20 protein-coding genes and 1 pseudogene are annotated in these 20,487 nt (G+C 37.4%); 7 read left to right on the top strand and 14 right to left on the bottom strand.

Going from position 1 to position 20,487, the window contains the following annotated elements:
- The first annotated feature begins 110 nt into the window (after positions 1–110).
- From RVS70_RS12690 to RVS70_RS12670, 5 genes are all read left to right on the top strand, one after another.
- Positions 111–1,043, top strand: coding sequence for a metal ABC transporter solute-binding protein, Zn/Mn family (locus RVS70_RS12690; RefSeq protein WP_026681863.1), 933 nt, complete (start codon positions 111–113; stop codon positions 1,041–1,043).
- Positions 1,044–1,056: 13 nt separating this feature from the next.
- Positions 1,057–1,809 (top strand): metal ABC transporter ATP-binding protein, encoded by a 753-nt coding sequence (locus tag RVS70_RS12685; protein ID WP_026681864.1) that lies wholly within the window; start codon positions 1,057–1,059, stop codon positions 1,807–1,809.
- Between the two features lies 1 nt (position 1,810).
- Complete coding sequence (locus RVS70_RS12680; protein ID WP_321133553.1) at positions 1,811–2,680, top strand: metal ABC transporter permease; 870 nt, start codon at positions 1,811–1,813, stop codon at positions 2,678–2,680.
- Complete coding sequence (locus RVS70_RS12675) at positions 2,677–3,567, top strand: metal ABC transporter permease (RefSeq protein ID WP_026681866.1); 891 nt, start codon at positions 2,677–2,679, stop codon at positions 3,565–3,567. The genes RVS70_RS12680 and RVS70_RS12675 overlap by 4 nt, the downstream gene beginning before the upstream one ends.
- A 171-nt stretch (positions 3,568–3,738) precedes the next feature.
- Positions 3,739–4,089: a hypothetical protein gene (locus RVS70_RS12670; RefSeq protein ID WP_026681867.1), complete on the top strand. Its 351-nt coding sequence runs from the start codon at positions 3,739–3,741 to the stop codon at positions 4,087–4,089.
- Between the two features lie 243 nt (positions 4,090–4,332).
- Here RVS70_RS12670 and RVS70_RS12665 read toward each other — a convergent pair whose 3' ends face one another.
- The 7 genes and pseudogenes from RVS70_RS12665 to RVS70_RS12635 all read right to left on the bottom strand — a co-directional run bounded on the left by RVS70_RS12665 (position 4,333) and on the right by RVS70_RS12635 (position 11,134).
- Positions 4,333–4,842, bottom strand: coding sequence for a GNAT family N-acetyltransferase (locus tag RVS70_RS12665; RefSeq protein ID WP_205389215.1), 510 nt, complete (start codon positions 4,840–4,842; stop codon positions 4,333–4,335).
- A 149-nt stretch (positions 4,843–4,991) separates the two neighbouring features.
- Positions 4,992–5,237, bottom strand: a complete 246-nt coding sequence (locus RVS70_RS12660) for a hypothetical protein (RefSeq protein WP_026681868.1) — start codon at positions 5,235–5,237, stop codon at positions 4,992–4,994.
- Between the two features lie 131 nt (positions 5,238–5,368).
- Complete coding sequence (locus RVS70_RS12655; RefSeq protein WP_321133549.1) at positions 5,369–5,872, bottom strand: GNAT family N-acetyltransferase; 504 nt, start codon at positions 5,870–5,872, stop codon at positions 5,369–5,371.
- Positions 5,873–5,973: 101 nt separating this feature from the next.
- Positions 5,974–6,567, bottom strand: a complete 594-nt coding sequence (locus tag RVS70_RS12650; RefSeq protein ID WP_026681870.1) for a type 1 glutamine amidotransferase family protein — start codon at positions 6,565–6,567, stop codon at positions 5,974–5,976.
- A 123-nt stretch (positions 6,568–6,690) separates the two neighbouring features.
- A pseudogene (locus RVS70_RS12645) lies at positions 6,691–6,879 on the bottom strand (DUF4372 domain-containing protein); the annotation flags it as partial.
- A gap of 457 nt (positions 6,880–7,336) precedes the next feature.
- A complete protein-coding gene (gene yhbH, locus RVS70_RS12640) occupies positions 7,337–8,497 on the bottom strand; it encodes a sporulation protein YhbH (protein WP_205389218.1) in 1,161 nt (386 codons plus the stop codon).
- 741 nt (positions 8,498–9,238) lie between these two features.
- Positions 9,239–11,134 (bottom strand): PrkA family serine protein kinase, encoded by a 1,896-nt coding sequence (locus RVS70_RS12635; RefSeq protein ID WP_321133546.1) that lies wholly within the window; start codon positions 11,132–11,134, stop codon positions 9,239–9,241.
- Between the two features lie 271 nt (positions 11,135–11,405).
- Between RVS70_RS12635 and RVS70_RS12630 the strand changes: the two genes are divergently transcribed.
- Positions 11,406–12,059, top strand: coding sequence for a hypothetical protein (locus RVS70_RS12630; RefSeq protein WP_321133544.1), 654 nt, complete (start codon positions 11,406–11,408; stop codon positions 12,057–12,059).
- 205 nt (positions 12,060–12,264) lie between these two features.
- Positions 12,265–13,494, top strand: coding sequence for an MFS transporter (locus RVS70_RS12625; RefSeq protein ID WP_026681874.1), 1,230 nt, complete (start codon positions 12,265–12,267; stop codon positions 13,492–13,494).
- A 529-nt stretch (positions 13,495–14,023) separates the two neighbouring features.
- Here RVS70_RS12625 and phnE (RVS70_RS12620) read toward each other — a convergent pair.
- From phnE (RVS70_RS12620) to phnM, 7 genes are all read right to left on the bottom strand, one after another.
- Positions 14,024–14,881, bottom strand: coding sequence for a phosphonate ABC transporter, permease protein PhnE (gene phnE / locus RVS70_RS12620; protein ID WP_026681875.1), 858 nt, complete (start codon positions 14,879–14,881; stop codon positions 14,024–14,026).
- Positions 14,881–15,666 carry a phosphonate ABC transporter, permease protein PhnE gene (phnE, locus tag RVS70_RS12615; protein ID WP_026681876.1) on the bottom strand — a complete coding sequence of 262 codons (786 nt, stop codon included), beginning with the start codon at positions 15,664–15,666 and terminating at the stop codon, positions 14,881–14,883. Before phnE (RVS70_RS12615) ends, phnE (RVS70_RS12620) begins: the two co-directional genes overlap by 1 nt.
- Before the next feature lie 13 nt (positions 15,667–15,679).
- Positions 15,680–16,444 (bottom strand): phosphonate ABC transporter ATP-binding protein, encoded by a 765-nt coding sequence (gene phnC, locus RVS70_RS12610; protein ID WP_026681877.1) that lies wholly within the window; start codon positions 16,442–16,444, stop codon positions 15,680–15,682.
- An 85-nt stretch (positions 16,445–16,529) separates the two neighbouring features.
- Positions 16,530–17,567, bottom strand: a complete 1,038-nt coding sequence (locus tag RVS70_RS12605; RefSeq protein WP_026681878.1) for a PhnD/SsuA/transferrin family substrate-binding protein — start codon at positions 17,565–17,567, stop codon at positions 16,530–16,532.
- Between the two features lie 165 nt (positions 17,568–17,732).
- Positions 17,733–18,551: a PHP domain-containing protein gene (locus tag RVS70_RS12600; RefSeq protein ID WP_321133541.1), complete on the bottom strand. Its 819-nt coding sequence runs from the start codon at positions 18,549–18,551 to the stop codon at positions 17,733–17,735.
- Entirely contained in the window at positions 18,541–19,263 is a 723-nt protein-coding gene (gene phnL, locus RVS70_RS12595; protein ID WP_205389220.1) for a phosphonate C-P lyase system protein PhnL, read from the bottom strand. Before phnL ends, RVS70_RS12600 begins: the two co-directional genes overlap by 11 nt.
- A gap of 28 nt (positions 19,264–19,291) precedes the next feature.
- A complete protein-coding gene (gene phnM, locus RVS70_RS12590) occupies positions 19,292–20,473 on the bottom strand; it encodes a phosphonate metabolism protein PhnM (protein ID WP_026681881.1) in 1,182 nt (393 codons plus the stop codon).
- Between the last annotated feature and the right edge of the window lie 14 nt (positions 20,474–20,487).

Raw genomic sequence — 20,487 nt, 5'->3', positions numbered from 1 at the left:
AATGTTTTGGACATAATACAACAAGAGAATTACTAACATAAGATACAAGTAGATTTTTTTTAGGCTTGTTTTGCCTTAGACAAACATTATTAGAGAGGGGAAATACTACATTGAGGAAGATAGGATTATTTTGCTTAACCGTATTACTTATCATTGGGATCGTGGGTTGTTCTTCCGGATCTGATGAAGCTAATGGATCGGAAGAGAATCCCATAAACGTCGTTACAACGATAGCCCAAATTGGAGATATAACCGAGAATATCGGCGGAGATCTTGTTGAGGTAAATAGTTTAATGGGACCTGGAGTCGATCCGCATTTATATAATGCAGTTCAAGGTGATATTCAGAAGATGACAGAGGCAGATATCATTTTCTATAACGGACTTCATTTAGAAGGACAAATGGGAGAGATTTTTGCAGAAATGAAACAGGAAAAACCTACTATTCCCGTTGCAGAAAATATACCAAAAGAAAAATTATTAGCTGATCCGGAAAGCCCAGATATTAGTGATCCACACGTTTGGTTTGATATTAATCTCTGGAAATATGCAGCAGAAGCTGTCCGAGATGGATTAATTGAGTTGGACCCCGATAATAAGGAAACGTACACCCAAAATACAGCGGCTTATCTAAAAGAGCTTGATGAATTAAATGATTATGCGCTGGAACGATTCGAGGAAATTCCAGAGCAAAGCCGTGTACTAGTAACCGCTCACGATGCATTCAATTACTTTGGAAAAGCCTATGGCTTTGAAGTAATGGGATTACAAGGCTTAAGCACAGAGTCAGATTATGGAGTAAATGATATCCAGCGTATTATTAACGTATTAGTAGAACGAAATATTAAAGGTGTATTTGTAGAAAGCAGTGTTTCCGAACGCTCGATTAACGCTGTGGTAGAAGGTGCGAAGGAAGAAGGTCAAGAAGTATCCATTGGCGGTGAATTATATTCTGACGCAATGGGAGAAGCAGGTACTGAAGAAGGTACTTATATCGGAATGTTTAAACACAATGTGGAAACCATTGTTGAATCTCTAAAATAAGGTGGGAGTTAGTATGTACGCATTATCAGTAAAAGATATATCGGTAACCTATGATAAACAGCTTGCCCTTGAGAACGTGTCTTTTGCTGTACCGGAGGGATCGATAACAGGGATTATTGGTCCAAACGGTGCTGGTAAGTCGACACTTATTAAATCTATTCTACAATTACTACCTACTTTATCAGGTAGTGTCGAGATATTTAATAAGCCTATACGCACACAAAAGAAAATCATTGGTTATGTCCCTCAACGAAGTGAAGTTGATTGGGACTTCCCAACTAATGCTCTAGATGTGGTATTAATGGGGAGATACAATCATATTGGATTATTTAAACGAGCAAACAAAAAAGAAGTGGCATGGGCAAAAGCATGCCTTGAAAAAGTGGGAATGCAAGATTACGCTACACGCCAAATTAGCCAATTATCAGGGGGGCAACAGCAGCGCGTATTTCTTGCCCGAGCCATGGCACAGGATGCCAAAGTATACTTTATGGATGAGCCATTTGCAGGAGTAGATGCTTCAACCGAAAAAGCTATTATTCAATTAATGAAAGAATGGAAAGCAGAAGGTAAGACAGTACTTGTCGTACACCATGACTTACAGACAGTTAATGATTATTTTGATCATGTATTATTATTAAATAAATCACCAATTGCTTATGGGGAAACACAGTCGGTATTTACGTTAGACAATTTGGAACAGGCATATGGCGGGAAAATTGCATTTTTACAAAAAGCCCCTTCAACAGTAAAGGAGTATACGTAAAATGGAAGCAGTAACATCCTTTTTCTCCAGCGCTAACCTGCAATGGGTGCTCATCGGTAGCTTACTTCTAGGGTTTGCTAGTGGTGTCATCGGCAGTTTTGTTTTACTCAAAAAACAAAGCCTTATCAGTGATGCCATGGCCCATGCAGCTTTACCAGGGGTATGTATTGTATATATTCTGTTTCAAGTAAAATCTGTACCTTTTTTATTAGCAGGTGCGGCGGTTACAAGCTTAATTGCAACGCAATCGATTCAAACGATTGTAAATAGGTCGCGCATTAAAACCGATGCTGCTATCGGAATAATCATATCTGTTTTCTTTGGTCTTGGAATTGTTTTACTGACGTATATCCAGCAAAATTCAAGTGGTAACCAAGCTGGGCTTGATTCATTCATCTTTGGGCAAGCTGCTTCGTTAGTACGAAGTGATGTTCAACTAATTGCCATTGGTGCATTAGTTTTAATCATTCTTACTGCTTTGTTCTTTAAAGAATTTAAAATTAGTATCTTTGATCCGCAATTTGCACGTGGAATTGGTTTACCAGTAACATTTTTCAATGGGGTTCTGCTATTTCTAGTAGTTGCCGTCGTTGTAATTGGTATTCAGATGGTAGGTGTTGTCTTAATTGCAGCACTATTAATTACACCACCGATCTCAGCAAGATATTGGACGGATCGTCTCGGGTTAATGACCATCCTAGCTGGTATTTTTGGAGCCATTTCTGGTGTGAGCGGCGCTGTCTTAAGTACTGCTCTTCATAATCTACCCACAGGTCCGGTGATTGTTCTAAGTGCATCACTTATCTTTTTCATTTCCTTACTTTTTGGATCAAGAAAAGGGCTTTTATTTAAAGGAGTGAGGCACGCATGACGTATACAATGTGGATTATATTAACTGGATGTCTTGTAGGTGTAACCTGTGGTGTAACTGGGTCTATCCTTGTATTACGTAAAATGTCAATGATTGCAGATGCGATCAGTCATACTGTTTTATTAGGTATCGTGGGAGCATTTTTCGTAACCCAATCGTTAAATGGGGTTCCCATGCTAATTGGAGCTGGTATCGTTGGTATTTTAACGGCTCTATTTGTTGAAATGCTACACTCCTCAGGCGTACAATCAGATGCTGCAATTGGGATTGTATTCACATCCTTGTTCGCCCTAGGTGTCGTACTAATATCCTTTATTGGAGACCAAGTACATTTGGATGTACAGCACGCACTTATGGGAGAAATTGCTTTTGTACCGTGGGATACTCTGACAATCAATGGTGTCAGCTATGGACCCGTTGCCGTTTGGATGCTTGGGGCAGTGCTGATTATTAACTTACTATTGATTATTCTGTTTTATAAAGAAATAAAAATGTCAACATTTGATGCACAGTTTGCAACATTAATTGGTGTACCTGTCGTCTTAATTCATTATTTATTAATGACAATGGTATCCCTATCTACGGTAGCATCCTTTGATAGTGTGGGAGCAATACTAGTGGTAGCCATGCTTATTGTACCAGGGGCCACCGCCTATCTGCTAACCGATCGATTTCTTGTATTACTCATCCTAAGTGGTGTGATCGGTATCCTATCTGCACTAATGGGCTATTGGTTTGCCGTTCAATTAAATGTATCCATTGCTGGATCAATGGCAGTAGCAACAGGTGTACTATTCCTTGCAGCTTTCTTGTTCAGTCCAAAACAAGGAGTTATTACACGGAAATTCAGAAATAGTAAGGAAGAAACCATACAACAGTCAGCATAAGGACAGGCCGTAGTGCAATTCTAATCGGGTATAAACCAAGGGACTTCCTCATCGGAATTCCTTGGTTTATTTTTTAATATATTGCTATTTGTGAACTAATCAATCTTATTGTGAACTTCAACTGTATGATTCTCCTCAATCGGGAAAAGCTAGTTCATAGGAGGAATCACTATGGCAGATCAATTTTTAACAATTGAACAGTTTAATAAGCTTTTGAAAAAGTGGAGTGGAAAACGTGTAAAAATTGCAAAACAGGAGCTTCACGATTATGATGAAACGATTATGGATCTATCTAAAGTTTCTTATGAGACAAACACACGTAGAATTGATGATTACCAGCCCTTACATGCTCTACAACTGAATGGAATGGGTGAAGTCGAAAATGCTTCCAATCATTTTGAAGAATTGCCAACTTCTATGTACGAAATTCCACTGGAGGATACATCCCTATACCAATTTGACGGCTCACGTTTTGCCTTGGTAACAGATCGTGCCATCTATACCATCGAAATAGCAGATTAGCATCCATAGCCTTCCAGATAAATAAAAGCGCATACGCCCGCCGATTAAAAACATAGCGACTGGAGCGACTCAACGGGGATAAAAGAATCAAGGTGTGTTAGTGTAGCCGACAATGACTTATCATAGTGCGATTCGTGAAGTCGCCCCCGTTTCTGGGTGCTGAAGCTGGGCGCGGCTCAACACGCGCCTAATTTCTTAATTTCTTAAGTTTTATACAACAATCAAGCCGTTTCTTTTTCAAGATTATTTGGTCCATTTATAATACACAAATTTTAACTTCTGACCATTCATTTCAAATTCTTGATCACTGGTTTTTGTTTGCTCAAATCCATTTTTCTCTAAAACCTTTTGGGATGCTATGTTATTGGTTGTTGTTTTTGCCTTAACCTGTTCAATATCTCGATCTGTTAATGTTTCTAATAATAATTTCAATCCTTTCTTAGCAACACCTTTTCCAGTATGTAGTTGTCCTACTCTATAGCCTAGATAACCAATTTTTTGAGATCTATCAATATCAACTAAATTAATTCTTCCTAAAATAGAACCATTTTTATCTTTAATTAAATAGAAATATGAAACTCCTTCAGCTTGCTCTTTAAGTAATGTTTCATGTCTTCTTTTAAAAATCTCAAACTTATAGTATTCGTTTCCTCGGGTCGGTACCATTTTTTCGAAAAAATATTTGTTTTCAAGTTCAAACTTATACAAATCTTCCGCATCTGTGGCATGTAACTTCTCAATTAATATATCCATGTGTAATATCCCCGTTCAATTTTAATGTTTACATTAATAACCTTCTAAAAACTAACCTACACTTTTTCTTGAATTGTTGCTTATTCCATAATCTGGCCCTAATCCGTAATAAGGGCGCTGGTTCTTGTTCTGGAATCTCTCCCGTTTGCTTAAATAAGCATTATAAAACTTGAAATTAAAAATACTATAACTAAAATTAGCTTTATGTAACCACTATATTTTGGTGTTCCGTGCCGTTTTTCTAAAAATTGCACATAGCCCACAAGTAAAAAAGATCCAACAACTAATATAGTAAACCCAACTTTATCATCTTGAATAATCATAACCCTTAACGCCATATACCCTATTATGAAATATCCTAAATGCCCCATTGTATATTGGAGAATATGCTTCATATCTCCCCTCCTGTGTTTATATAACAATCTGGCCCTATTCTAAAATAGAGCATAGATTCTTATTTGGAAAAGCACCCGTTTGTTTAAGTCTATTGGAGAAGGTTGGGAGACTATTTCCCAAAGTACAATTTTTATATTTCTCGTCGGTATCTTAAAGAAATATAATCTTCTTCTTCAGCATTACTAAATGCCTCTTTTTCGTACATAAAATTAAACCCTCTTGCTTCATAAAATGGAATACCTTTATTATTTCCCTTTTGAACGGATACCCACTGTTCCTTAGAACCTTTTGTCTGTTGTATATCTGTTAAATGGTTTAAAAGTTGAGTACCGATCCCTTCCCCACGGCGTTCAGGATCCAAGTATAAAACATAAACTTCACTTTTATCATCATCTATCATGCCACCACCAATAGCCCCAACAACAACTCCATTGTCGAGTGCTACAAAATAGCCGTCCCAATCGTCCACTTCATCTAACTCATGAAGTATACGGTCATAATTATAAAATGTCTCATTATTCCTTCTTATATTTTCTGGACTTCTAATACCCTCATATGTGTCCAGACAACCTTCGGAACAAACTTTAGAAATACCTTCAACATGCTCTAGCAATCCTCTTTTAACTACAATCATGCTATTTCCCCCGCTTATATTTCCTTATAATTTTAATTGGGAAATGAAAAAATCACTTCTCCAACAAACTGGACCGATTCTGAAACAATGGTTACTGTATATTAAGCCAAAAATGGGTTTCCATATTTTTCGCAGTAATTATAAAACCCGTGCTTATTCATATACATCATTTTTTTGACATTCTCTGGTGTGTCAAATTCAATCAATTCCAAAACTAATTGAGTAAATTCAATAGCAGCCGTTCCATTTGCAGTGACCAATTTTTTATCCTTTACTGCCTGTTCCTCTAGGAAATTACCCTTAGGATTATAATTTTCATAATCTTTCCAGATATAAGCGGAATTTCCGGTATGATTATGATCATTTAGGAAACCATTCTTTGCCAAAAAGTCCACTGCACCGCATATAGCCCCTATGGGAATATTGTTTTGAAATGTAGTTTTGATTAATGGCAAGAGCTTTTTATTATCATTTCCCCATGAATTCCCACCAATCATAACTAATAAATCAAAATCCTTAGGTTCTGAACCAATGATATAATCAACAGAAGTTTTAAAACCACCTATTGAATTTACACTATCATCTAAAGAAATAGTATCAACAGACCAATCTTCTCTTTGATTTAATGCCGACGACAAGTAAGCACCTTCCCAATCTGCATACTCGTCCAATATAAGAAATAACGCCTTTTTCATAACAACACAACCCCTCTTCTCAATACAACTCTCATAAAGTTTATTTAACCAGATTAATATTCCATCATTTGGCCCAATTCTAGCACAACTTCGTTCCGTTATTTCGCCCGTTTGTTTAATCGTATCGCTTATCCGCTGAAGGTTATCCAGCTGCTTCAACTGAGCATAAATAAACGTGTTCATAAACGTAAGCACATCAAGCTTTTTAACATATTTATCAAGTTGAGTGTGTTCAATCATTTTTTGTATGATTTTTGAATCTAATGGATGAATGTATTCCTTGAATACCGTTTTTATGGTATGATTGTCCATGTGAACTCCTTATAGTTAGGGATTTGGACAGGACTACCATACCCTAATTATAAGGTTTTTTTATGGCTTTTAATAGAAAAATTAACATTATTCTTGAAATAATAATTATTGCTTGACTTTAGTTTCATAATTTAATGCAACGCTAGTGACCCATTGTAAAAAAAGTCAACCTATTACTTATGACAAGAATTGTCGCACCTTCTCATAGCGGAGACTAATTACGTAGACTCCTGCGGGATTAGCGCGAGCCGAAAATCCACTTTGCAACGTGTTCTTCTTTGCAAAGTTAGTTGAGGCCGTGCCCACGGAAAGCGAAGTAATTCGTCGGAGCATTGCCAATATACATCAAACATTTCAAAATACTACTTGGCTTAACGCAGTCATTACACTGATTTTATACTTTCTTAACTTATAAGAAAACCGGGCAATACTGGATCATATTTGCCCGGTTTATGTTTTATACTAATGCCTCTTCTTTTTGGAAGAAGGTCTTTAAAGCTTGGTAAATATCCGCTTTTTCTTTCACGATATAACATCTGAACTTCGGATTATTAATTTCCTCAAAAGCTCGCATCAGGGTTGACTTGCGACTATACCCATTTACTTCTCCATATCCAAACATACTCGAATGAGTCATGATCTCGTTCACCAACTCGATACAGGAAGGATTATCGGAAGTGATATTTTCTCCATCAGAAATATGAAATGGATAAATATTATAACGAGATGGATGATACTTATTATTTATCAGTTCTAACGCTTTATTATAGGCAGATGAACAAATTGTTCCACCACTTTCCCCTTTGGAAAAGAAATCCTCCTCCGATACAATTTTGGCTTCTGTATGATGTGCAATAAATTCAATTTCAACAGATGCATATTTAGTACGTAAAAACCTGATCATCCAAAAGAAGAAGCTTCTAGCTACATATTTCTCAAATGTACCCATTGAAGCACTCGTATCCATCATGGCGAGGACAACAGCTTTTGATTCCGGCTTCGTTACATCATTCCATGTTTTAAAGCGTAAATCATCATTGTAAATTGGTGTAATCCCTGGCCTACCTTCTCTGGCGTTACGTTTGATTGCTGTCAGGATAGTACGCTTTTTATCAATATTACCCATTAACCCCTTTTTGCGAACATCATTAAATTCAATCTTCTCGATGGTTATCTCCTGCTGTTCTTTTTCTTTTAGGTTTGGTAATTCAAGCTCCCGAAAGAGTGCTTCTTCGATTTCCTCTAAGGATACGTCAGCTTCATAATAATCTTCCCCTGGTTTATCGCCTGCCTTCTTACCTTTTCCTTGTCCCTCCTCTTCTCCCTGAGGAGCTCGAGCAATGATATCCCCTACTTTGCTATCTCCTTTCCCCTGCCCTACATGCTTTGATTTATTGTAGTTATAGCGAATCTTATATTCATCTAAAGAACGAATTGGAATTTTTATAACATCTTTTCCATTGGACATAATAATATTTTCTTCACTCACCAAGTCGGGTAAATTATTCTTGATAGCATCTTTAACTTTATCCATATGACGTGTTTGATCCTGATAACCTTTACGGTGGAGGGACCAGTTTTCCTTTGAAACGACGAAGTTCCCACTATCTTCCTGCATGCGTTCCCCTCCTATATAATTTGATCTACTTGCCTTTTGATGCTTTCTTTATCCTATGCACGTACAAGTTTATTATTGCATTATTTAAACTATTTTAAAAAATAGCCGTTGCTAATAAGTTTTAATCAAAAACAACTGTTTATTGTTTGTCTTTAGAATGGTTCGTTTTAGAGTTATGTTCCAACCTGTCCCAGCCAATGAAGAACTAAAGCAAGTGCCCGATTAGAAACGTAGCAGACTGGAGCGAGTCAACGGAGATAAAGGAATCACGGTGTGCTTGCGAGCCGATGATGACTTAGATTAGGGTGATTCGTGAAGTCGCCTCCGTTTCTCTGCGCTGGAGCTGGACGCATCTCAACACGCCCATATTGATATCCGCATGGGATAATTTTTTAATTTCTTAGACCGTAACAAGGTTGGGACAAAACACTTCTTTACTCAAAATACGAATAATCAGGTTATCAATAGGAGTATCATCGCCGCACCGTGAAAATATACTCACTTCCCGGGCACGGCCTCAGCTAACTTGATAAAGAAAAACACGTTACCACGTGGATCTTCGGACTCGTGCTGTTCCCGCCGGAGTCTCGCTTATTTCAGGTTCTAAATGAATTGTTCTATTAAAAAACGAAAAGATAATTAATTCAAATTAATTATCTTTTCGTTTTTTGGTTGTTCCTTCATTCTTTGGTTTTCGTCTCTTAATTAGTAAGGTCTATACCTATTTAGGTTGTAGCAACACTATCTATTCAATAAACTGCCAACATAGCGAAGCAGCTCATTTGCAGAAACTGAATTATATCCATATTCATCGACCAATCTGGCAATGACCTCATTAATCTTTTTCAATTGTGACTCGTCTGGTGTTTTTGAAGAGGTTGTTATTTTTACAACATCTTTCAAATCCGCAAACAGCTTTTTCTGAATTGCTTCACGTAAACGTTCATGTGAATTATAGTCAAAGCGTTTTCCTTTCCTAGCAAATGCAGAAATCCTAATAAGAATCTCCTCACGAAACGCTTTCTTTGCATTTTCTGATATACCAATTTGTTCTTCAATCGACCGCATTAGCTTCTCATCCGGATTCATTTCTTCCCCAGTGAGCGGATCACGCAGCTTATTCTTATTACAATATGCCTCTACATTATCCAAATAATTATCCATTAATGTCTTAGCTGATTCCTCATAGGAATACACAAACGCCTTCTGAACTTCTTTCTTGGCGATCTCGTCATACTCTTTCCTGGCAATGGAAATATAATTCATATATGTTTCTTTATCTTCTTGAGATATAGAAGCATGCTGGCTTAACCCGTCCTTTAGGGAACGTAAAACATCAAGAGCATTGATTGCTGGTACCTCTTTACGAATGATTGCCGAAGAAATGCGATTAATCACATAACGTGGATCAATGCCATTCATCCCCTCCACTGGAGATTCCTTCTTCAATTCCTCTACATCCATCTGATTAAAGCCTTCAACACTCTCGCCGTCATACAGCCGCATCTTTTTTACGATATCAACTCCTTGTTTATTAGAATCCTCCAAGCGAGTCAGAATAGAGAAGATAGCCGCTACTTTTAAAGCATGTGGAGCAATATGCACATGTGCCATATCACTTTCCTTAATCATCTTTTTATAGATTCTTTCTTCCTGCGTAACTTGCAGATTATACGGTATTGGCATCACAATAATTCGAGAATGCAATGCTTCGTTCTTTTTATTTGAAATAAATGAGCGGTACTCTGCTTCATTCGTATGCGCAACAATTAATTCATCTGCACTAATTAACGCAAACCTGCCCGCTTTAAAATTTCCCTCCTGTGTAAGTGATAGTAAATGCCATAAGAACTTCTCATCACACTTCAACATTTCTTGAAATTCCATCATTCCTCGATTGGCCTTATTTAATTCCCCGTCGAACCGATAGGCACGAGGATCTGATTCGGAACCATATTCGGCAATTGTGGAAAAATCAATACTACCAGTTAAATCAGCTATATCCTGTGATTTCGGATCAGACGGACTAAACGTACCAATCCCTACCCGTTTATCTTCAGAAAGAAAAATGCGTTCCACACGTACGTCTTCAATCTTTCCATCATATTCCTTCTCTAATCGCATCGTATTTAGCGGAGATAAACTGCCCTCAATACGTATCCCATACTCCTCTGCAAATTCATCCCTTAAATGATGTGGTATTAAATGTAGTGGATCTTCATGCATAGGGCAATCTTTAATGGCATAGACAGCTCCTTCATCGGTTCGAGAATAGCTTTCTAAGCCACGCTTTAACATAGTAACGATAGTCGATTTCCCACCACTTACAGGCCCCATTAATAATAAAATACGCTTACGTACATCTAGACGTTTAGCTGCAGGATGAAAATACTCTTCTACCAATCTTTCAATCGCTTCTTCAAGCCCGAAAATCTCTTCACCAAAAAAATCATACATCTTCTTACCGTCTTTTTCAGTTAAACCAGAGCACTTAATCATATTATAAATCCGTGAATGAGCAGTTTGAGCCACCTCTGGCCTTTCTTTAATGATCTCCAGATATTCCGCGAACGTCCCTTCCCACTTCAGAAGCTGTTCTTCTTCGCGATGCTGCTTCATTTTGCTAAGAATATCCATGTTATTCCTCCATCCAGTGTCTGATTACTATAGCCTATGCTTAATTGTTTTTTATGATGCCGGTAAGTTAAAACCTTTTCTTGTCTAATATTATGCCTGTAAAGGAGCTATATTTTTAATTCGTATAAATTAATAAATTACTTTGAGATTTAAAATAATGTAGTAAATCACATAATATTTTGTTGTCAAAATTATAATTAAACATTGACTATTTAAAGTAACTTTGCTATTATTTGCATGATGTTTGACTAATTTAAAAATTCAGTAGACTATGTTAACAAATTATGACAGCACAGTATTCGACAATTTAAATGAATTAGACATCGCTAGAAAACGTTTTTGGGATAAAGGAGCAGAAGAGTATTTACTAAAACTTGGAGAAGTAGTCCATCGCCATGGACTTACAGATGTAGTTGGTATTACAATGGCTCATAGACATTTTCGTGTTAGAGATGGAGAACAATTAGTTAAGGAAGTCAGAGACAATAGTTCCGTAATAAAACCATTATCCAATCTTAATAATGATGAAGTTATTCCTTTTACATGGAAGCTATCTAAAAATAAAAATGGGAATCTTCTTTGGCATCCCCTAGAATTTGTTAAAGTTAATACATTAACAGAGGAATCAATCAATAATGAACTAACACTTAGGAATAGTTATGATTTTCTCAATGAATTTTCTAGTACATTAATAGAACTTGGTCTGGAAGATATTTTTGGTCTTTGTATTGTACATCGTGAATTTCAACTTTCACCTAATGAGATGTTAGTTGAAAGTTTGGAAGAAGAGTCACGAACATTGTCATTTAATATAACTCCTAGACAGACTTTAACCCATAAGGTATTAATTCCTACTTTTTGGCGTTTTGATAAAAAGGGGAAAGCGTTACAGGCCGAGGCTTGGAAACATTGCATAGGTCACTGATTCATATACTACCTCCTATCATATAGATAAGGAGGTTTTTATATGATTGGGGCACTAAGCTTAACTAACATTATTTTGCTCTTCACAAAAGTACCTTGGTTAAACTTCGTAGCACATTTTAGTATTTAACACTAATATTCTTCTTAAACGTAAAAGTTTCCCTAAAATATTAATAATTTATCTTATGAAAGCGAGGTGATGTATTGTGGTTACACACTTACTTCGTCAAAAGAATTTCCTGTTCATTTGGGCTGCCCGCCAAACTTCGGCGTTGGGTGATTGGATTTTATTAATTGTTTTGCCTCTATACATACATAATCTGACAGGATCAACTATCGCAACTGGTACGATGTTTATAACTCAGATGATTCCACGACTTTTCTTTGGTTCCATTGCAGGGACTATTGTTGAGAGATTAAATAAAAAATGGACATTGGTCTTTACGGATTTAATTCGTGGGATCATATTGTGTGGCTTATTTGTCATTCCTGCCGATCACCTCTGGGTCTTTTTTTTGATTGTTTTTATTCAAAACATGATTGGCACTGTATTTATGCCAGCTCACCGTTCATTGATGGTAGATATTGTAGAACGAGAGCACATCGTTGATGCTAATTCAATCACAATTGTAAGTGACAATATTATCCGTCTTGTTGGCCCTTCTTTAGGTGGTGCATTACTAGGTATCGGTGGACTTCATATATCAATTGCAATTGATATATTATCATACATCATCTCAAGCATCCTTATATCATTAATCACATTATCAGTTGTTAAACAAGCAGAATCCAAAGAAAAATCGACACTAATGGTAAAATGGTTAAAGTTTTGGAATGACTGGTGGAAGGGTATTAAAATCGTTCGAAAAAATCAATTATTTCTAGTCATTTTCTGGATGTCATCTATTACTTGGCTTGCTCAAGGTATGATCAATGTCCTATTTGTACCCTATGTATTAGATGTAATGGGTGAAAGTTCAGTTGAATTTGGTTGGATAGAATCAGCTGAAGGAGTCGGTGGATTAATAGGTGGCTATTTATTGTTAAAATTAAATAAAAAGGTAAACCCATTTCCACTTATTATGATCAGTTTGTTGCTTACTGGAATTATGTTTCTTTTCATGTTCAATTTACCGTATCTGTTAATCGTTTTAATCCTAAATGTTCTACTAGGAGTGCCTAATATCATATTTAGTGTAAGGTTAGAAACATTACTTCAGGAGCATGTTCCTGAAGATTACCTAAGTCGTGTTTTTGGCTCGTATAATACAATGATAGCCTTGGCTACTTTAGCCGGAATGGCTTTAGCAACCATTTTTAATTTTATTGGTACAGTTCTTTTACTAAACCTGACAGCAGTATTGTTTATTGCTGTGGGAATTTTACTTTACAGGCCTTTAAGACATAAGTTAAGAGAACAAGGTAATTCAAATTAAGCATATGGAACTGTAATTATATGATTATTTATTCCGATAAAGGGAGTTGAATTCTAAATACCAATTAATATCAATTTTACGTCAGTTCCATTATTTTATAGCTTAACTTTTTATTCAGATTATTTGTAAGATACACACCGACAAATGCATGTTTTATTCTAACTTATCGATTTAGAAACTCTATATCTATAGCTAATACGCTTTTGTTCAACGCTTTTATCCGGGTGATACAAAAAGATGCCCGGAAAAGTCAGATGGATCATTGAACAAAAGCGCAAACGCCCGAATAGAAACGTAGCGTTTAGAGCGAGTCAACGGAGATAAGGAAATCACGGTGAGCTTACGAGCCGAAATGACTTAGATTAGGGCGATTCGTGAAGTCGCACCGTTTCTGGGCGCTGGTGATGGACGCGGTTCAACACGCCCATATTTATCCACTTGGGCATTTCCTAGGCTAAAACAAAAAAAGCTCGGCAGTCATTCCCATTTTGGAAGACCGCCAAGCTTGATGATGCTACATTAAAATTATTTAGTGACGTACAGAAGCAGGAAAATATCTTTTTTTCAGCCGCGTCGATAATACTTCTAAAATAATGGCTATGAGAAGAATAGCATACGTAATAAATCCAACCTCACTCAAGTCAAAATAAAAACCGGAGGCCATAAATAACTCAAACCCAATACCACCTGCACCAGCAGCAGCTCCCATCGCTACAGCAACTGAAAAGTTAATTTCAAAACGTAAAAACGTCCATGATAATAAATATGTAAATGTGGAAGGAAGCACACCATGCATTACTACATGCCACCAATTCGACCCGGTAGCTCGCAATGCTTCCAGTATTCCTTTATCTACTTCTTCAAATGCTTCTGAAAAAGCTTTTACAAGATAAGCAATGGAATGAAAGAGCATACCAAGGACCGCAGCTTCACTACCTAATCCTGCTGCAATTGCAAAAATCAAGACCCAGAGAACGGTGGGCACTGCTCGAATAAAGGCAACGATAATCCGAACAATTTTAGAAATCCACTCTTTGGACAGATTTGTAGCCGCCATCAACGAAAGAAAGAGAGCAATAACTGCTCCAAGCACGGTTGAAAGAACTGCTAACCCAAGTGTAATCCCTATTTGATAAAGTGCTTCTCCCCAACTAAAGTGATTTAAGGCAGGCTCTAGAAACATTACTTTCAAATTATATGCCGTCTCTGTAATGGCAGTAGTTAGATGCAGACCCGTATAATCAAAGAATAGAAAGCCTACAATCGTCAATAGAATAAATAAAATTATTGTCCAGCGCATTACTCGCTCTGACTTACTACCAGATTTAAGAGAAATACTGCCATCTTTTTTTCGCTTCATATACGTTGGCTTTGTTATAGTTTCCATTACAAAATCACCTTCCGTATATAATTTGAGATTAGTTCAATGATGATCACTGCGATGACAATACTAAATGTCACAAGCGCTACCGCATTGTAGTTCATCGACTTATAATACATATCAAAGGTATAGCCTATTCCCGTACCAGTTAGAATACCTACCAGTGTTGCACTTCTAATATTGGTTTCGATCATGAATAGAATCCAGCTAATCATCTGAGGCAAGCATTGTGGAATGACCGCTTTATTGACAATATGAAAATACGTCGCTCCAGTAGCCGTCAATGCTTCAACAGAGCTTTGACTAGCTTCATCAATGGATTCGATAAAAGCTCGAGTTAAGAAACCGACCGTCCCGACAAACAAAGCTAAATAACCCGTTACCGAATTTTGTCCAAATGACAGAAGCAAAATCAGCGCCCATGCAACAACGGGGATATTTCTTGAAACAGCTGCAATGAATCGAGCCACTACACTTAATATTCCGTTCAAGCTTGTTGTTTTAGATCCCATTAATCCTAAAAATATCGATATAACTGCAGCTGTTGTGGTTGCTGCAATAGACATGAATACAGTCTCGTTTAGCTTTTCTAGAATGGTTGGCAGTCGTTCCAATGACTCTTGTGTAATTAACAAATTGGAGATGATCCAGCCGATAGCGGCAGGAAAAGCGGCTAAGCCATCCACAAAATTAAAGTTAGTTATGACAGCTGAAAGATACGTGACAGCTATAATAATTAATAGAAACAAAGTAGATTGCCATTTTCGTTTTTGCATCACTTTTTGATTCACAGTCGATTTCTCCTCACACCGTAATTAATTCTCTTGTTTGTGTTCCATAAATACGATTAATTCGATCATCTGTTAATTGGTGATTGGAACCGTCGAATACAACTTTCCCTTGATTTAGACCAATAATGCGATCCGAATATTGTTGAGCTACTTCCACTTGATGCAAATTCACCATACAGGTAATACCCAGCTCGGAAGTAATTGATTTCAGATGGTCCATAATAACCTTGGAAGCATTCGGATCAAGTGAAGCTATTGGTTCATCACATAGTACAAGCTTTGGATCTTGAATAAGCGCGCGGGCGATTCCCACTCGTTGCTGCTGCCCTCCACTTAGTTGGTCACAGCGCTTATAAGCATGCTCTTCAATGCCTAGCTTTTGCAGAAGATAAAAGGCACGCTTTTTTTCTTGTTCCGTGAATCTACCTAAGACCCCCTGCAATGTTGTTTTATATCCAAAACGCCCGTGAAGGACATTTTCAATTACGGTTAAACGAGGTACTAAATTATAATGTTGAAATACCATCCCAATATTTGTCCGTAGTCGTCGTAACTGTTTCTTTCCAAGAGTTCCCACATTAGCACCATCGAATAGGACATTTCCTTCACTAATTGTCACCATCCGATTGATACATCGAAGCAATGTTGATTTTCCAGCTCCTGAAGGACCAATGATGGATACAAACTCACCAGCTTCTATATCAAAATTCACATTCTCTAATACCTTTGTTTCTGTATCGTACGATTTCCCAAGACCAACTACTTGCAACAATGACATGATAGCTTCTCCCTTCCATTTGTAAAATGAAGAGTATGCCCAGAAAAAGGTGCATACTCTTTCAACCATCATCTATCCACCAATCTTACTTCGAAATTTCACGTATTGGATCAAACCAAGCATCCTCTACTGGCGCGAATCGTTCCTTATCGGATTTGAAGAATAATGCGGAGTCTTCCGAATCCTCTGGTACAAAAATTCCTTGGTTATTCGCAACTTCATCTGAGGTTAGAACCTCTTGTAATTTTTTATAATCTTCTTCACCTAACGTATCCATATTTGCAGCAAAGGGCGCATTTAATACTGGGGTTACACTCATTAGTGTAAATTCGCTATCTGTTACCTTATTAAATGGTTCTGCAGCATCGTCCTTCACGCGATAAACAGAACCTACTGTATTTTCTTCACCTTCCGCAACCTCCACGTAATTTTCTACACATGTATCACAAAATGCAGCAACATCTGCATTACCCGATAATAAATTCACCGCAGATCCCTGATGAGAATTCCCAAACAATACTTGAGAGAACAGTGGACCAGCTTCCATTAGATCTTCTTCCGTTAAATCTGCATATTCATCCTGTTCAGTGAAATGTGCTAATATACTTGAAGAAGGTACTTTAAATCCTGAGGTAGAACTGTTTGATACAAAGGAAAACTTTTTGTCAGCAATGGTATCAAGTGAAAATTCTCCATCCTTTTTGTAATTCTCCTGATCATCAATGTTTACCGCTAACCAGCTATGGTATACCGCATCATCTAATGTTCCTGATGGGCCTGTAGGAACAACTAAAGGTTGAATAGCGTCATTACTTTTATTGGCCTCAATGTATCCCTGTGCCCCCATGAAGGCAACATCTGCATTATTATTCACCAAAGTCTCAATAGCAATGGCATAATCTGTCGTTAAGTGATGCTCTACTTCTTTTCCGGTTGCGTCTGCAATTACCTTACCAATTTCATCACGAGATGATTTCAAATCCTCACCAGATTCATTTGGATACCAAACAATATCAATCACATCATCAACTTCAGCCTCTCCGTTGGCATTACCTGTCGAGCAACCAACCGCAGCAATAGCTAATAAAAGCAAAACAGCAATCCTCGTTATTGTTTTTTTCATCCTTAACGCTCCTCATCCATAGATTATCTGACAAGCCAATAGACGAAACAGGGGGATAGCATTCACGATTCTATTGATTTGTCCTATATCATTGAAACATAAATAATCTAAAAATAGTTTATATTTACATTTTTTTAACTATTATTTAAGCTTGTTTACATACCCTTAATAATTAACCGTTCGTTCAATCGGAATCTGAGGACTAACGATAGATCCTACAGTGATTGGAGTACCAAATGCACCGTGATAATCTGTTCCACCTGTCATTATGAGTTGATATGTGTTAGCTAGTTCTTCCACATGTTGATGATCTACTTTCGTATGATCTGGATGATTCCTTTCAATGCCACCTAACCCAACCTCGACTAGTTCAGGAATGATATCATACGAATGAAGTTGGCCGGGATGTGCAACCACTGCAATTCCACCATCTGCTACAATGGCTTTCACCGCATCAAACGCATCCACATACTCAATATCTCCAGAAGCAGGTCCATTACCTTTAAACAGACTTTGATATAGTTGTTGATATGCTTCAGAAGTGTAAGCAGATTTTGTTAAATAATTCATAACATGTTGTTTATAAACTGTTAGACTAGGTAGAGCCGACGAAATAATAGCTTGTTGATCCAATCGATAGCCTACACGCTTTAGTTGCTCGATTTGCCAAAGAGTATGTTTTCTACGCCTTTCTCGTACAGGCCGACAAAGTGCTTCAATATGTTTAGCCTGTTCATGGTAATGATAACCAAGGATATGAACCTTTCGTTTACGCTTAAAATCATATGCTGATATTTCTATTCCAGGAATCACTTTTATCCCTAGTTCGGCACCAAGCACTTGTTTTTCCCCCAGCCCCATCGTACTGTCATGATCCACAAAGCTTACGTAATTGACCCCATGATTAGCTGCTTTTTGTAGAACTTCATAAACAGAATCTGCCCCATCGGAGTATGTACTATGAACATGGAGATCAGCCTTCACATAGAACACCTTCCTCCTGTAGAGGTACAGGACTAGATTTCATATCGTACACCTTATCGCAAAGCCCATCCATAAATTCGATATCATGAAAAATACCGACTAATGTAGTACCATCTGCTTTTAGTTTCTCGATAATCTCACGTACCTTCACTTTTGATTGCTGATCTAAACTTGCAGTAGGTTCATCAAGTAGCAGTAACCTTGGTTTCTTCACTGTTGCGATTGCAATATTTAATCGAAGCTTCTCTCCGCCTGAAAACGTATTGGGATACGCATCCCATAATTTTCGATCCAATTCAAAATGCTTTAATGCTTTCTCAGCCTCAGTCTTGGCAATAGTTGCTGGTTCCTCCATTTCTAGTAACGCTTTTTCTATGAGCTGTCTAGATGTTGTACGAGGCATGACATTCAAAAACTGAGATACATAGCCGATTTCATGCTTTCGCAAATACAGCATTTCTCTCTCCGTTACCTTCGCTAAATCAATCTTTCCGAACCGATTTGAATCATATACTATATTTCCAGTATCGGGCAGATAGGTTCGGTAGATACTTTTTAAAATAGTAGATTTGCCACTCCCACTTTTGCCAACAATCCCTATAAATTCACCTTTATCCAAAGAAAAATGAATGTTCTCCACAGCTTGCATCGTTTTCCCCAGATGATGAATCGTAAATTGCTTACCGAAATTCTTAACCTCTAATAATGCCATCGGCTCATTCCTCCTTACTCCTACGTCTTTAATTGGTACGGTAGTTTGTCGTTGTAATTAACGCTCCATTTACCATCGTAGCTGTCAGCATTGGATACCCATCATCCATCCGTTCAATGATGATAATGTCTGCTTTCTTTCCAGCCTTAATAGAGCCGATCTCTCCATCCATGCGTACGGCTTTAGCAGGATTAAGCGTGACTTTCATAAACATCTCGTGTAAATCATTGCTGTACGACTCACTTAATGTAAAGATGGCATGTAATAATGCTGCTGGATAATAGTCACTACAAAGAATATCAATACTGTTTTCAGCAATTGCCTCAGCAGCAGATAGATTGCCAGAATGAGAACCTCCAAGCATTACATTAGGAGCTCCAGCAATTGTCTTTAGCCCTAATTCTCTAGCCTTTTTGGCAATATCAAGGGTTATTGGAAATTCGCTAATTGTGGTTCCAAATGAAGCTACTAAATCCAGCTTCTCCACATTATCGTCATCATGCGAGGCTACAGCTATTCCCTTTGCTAAAGCTATGTCAGCTATTTCTTTTATTTGATCGATCGACAAGCATTTCATATTTTGACGTTCTAAAATAATTGTCTGTACATCATCATCTGATAATGCACGATATCCCTGAAGGGTTTGTCTGTATACCTCTAAATCACGATACTGTCCTTGCCCAGGTGTATGATCCATAAAAGACAATAAATGGACTTTATCATCGTTTATATTTTGAATCAGTCGATCAACTTCTGAAACATTATCAATCTCAAACCGCGCATGCAGTCGATGGCGGATTAAATGAAGCTCATTATGAGTAGCTGCAATAGCATCTACCATGCGCTGCACATTCTCTGGATAACGCATTGGCTTATGTGTAAATACATCCTCACGATAGAAGGAAAGCGAGTGGAACATCGTCGTTATTCCATGACTAATTAGTATTTTTTCGGCCTCACGTAAGCTAATATGGAAATCCATCATACTCGTTGGCCGTGGAGAAGCAATTGTCTCAATATAATCAGAATGAATATCAATAAATCCAGGTGAAATATACCCACCATTTGCGTTTATGTGGTCTGCAGCTTTATATTCATTAATGCTTTCTTCAGGAATAATCGCTTGGATATGATCACCTTCCACAACAACAGCATATCCTTCTAAAATCGTTTCTTCTGTAATCACTTTTCCATTATGAATAATATACACCGTAGCTATCCCTC

Origin of the sequence: Virgibacillus sp. M23 (genome assembly GCF_034190895.1) — a bacterium.
Lineage (GTDB): Bacteria > Bacillota > Bacilli > Bacillales > Amphibacillaceae > Virgibacillus > Virgibacillus salarius.
This window is presented reverse-complemented; position numbering and strand designations above follow the sequence as displayed.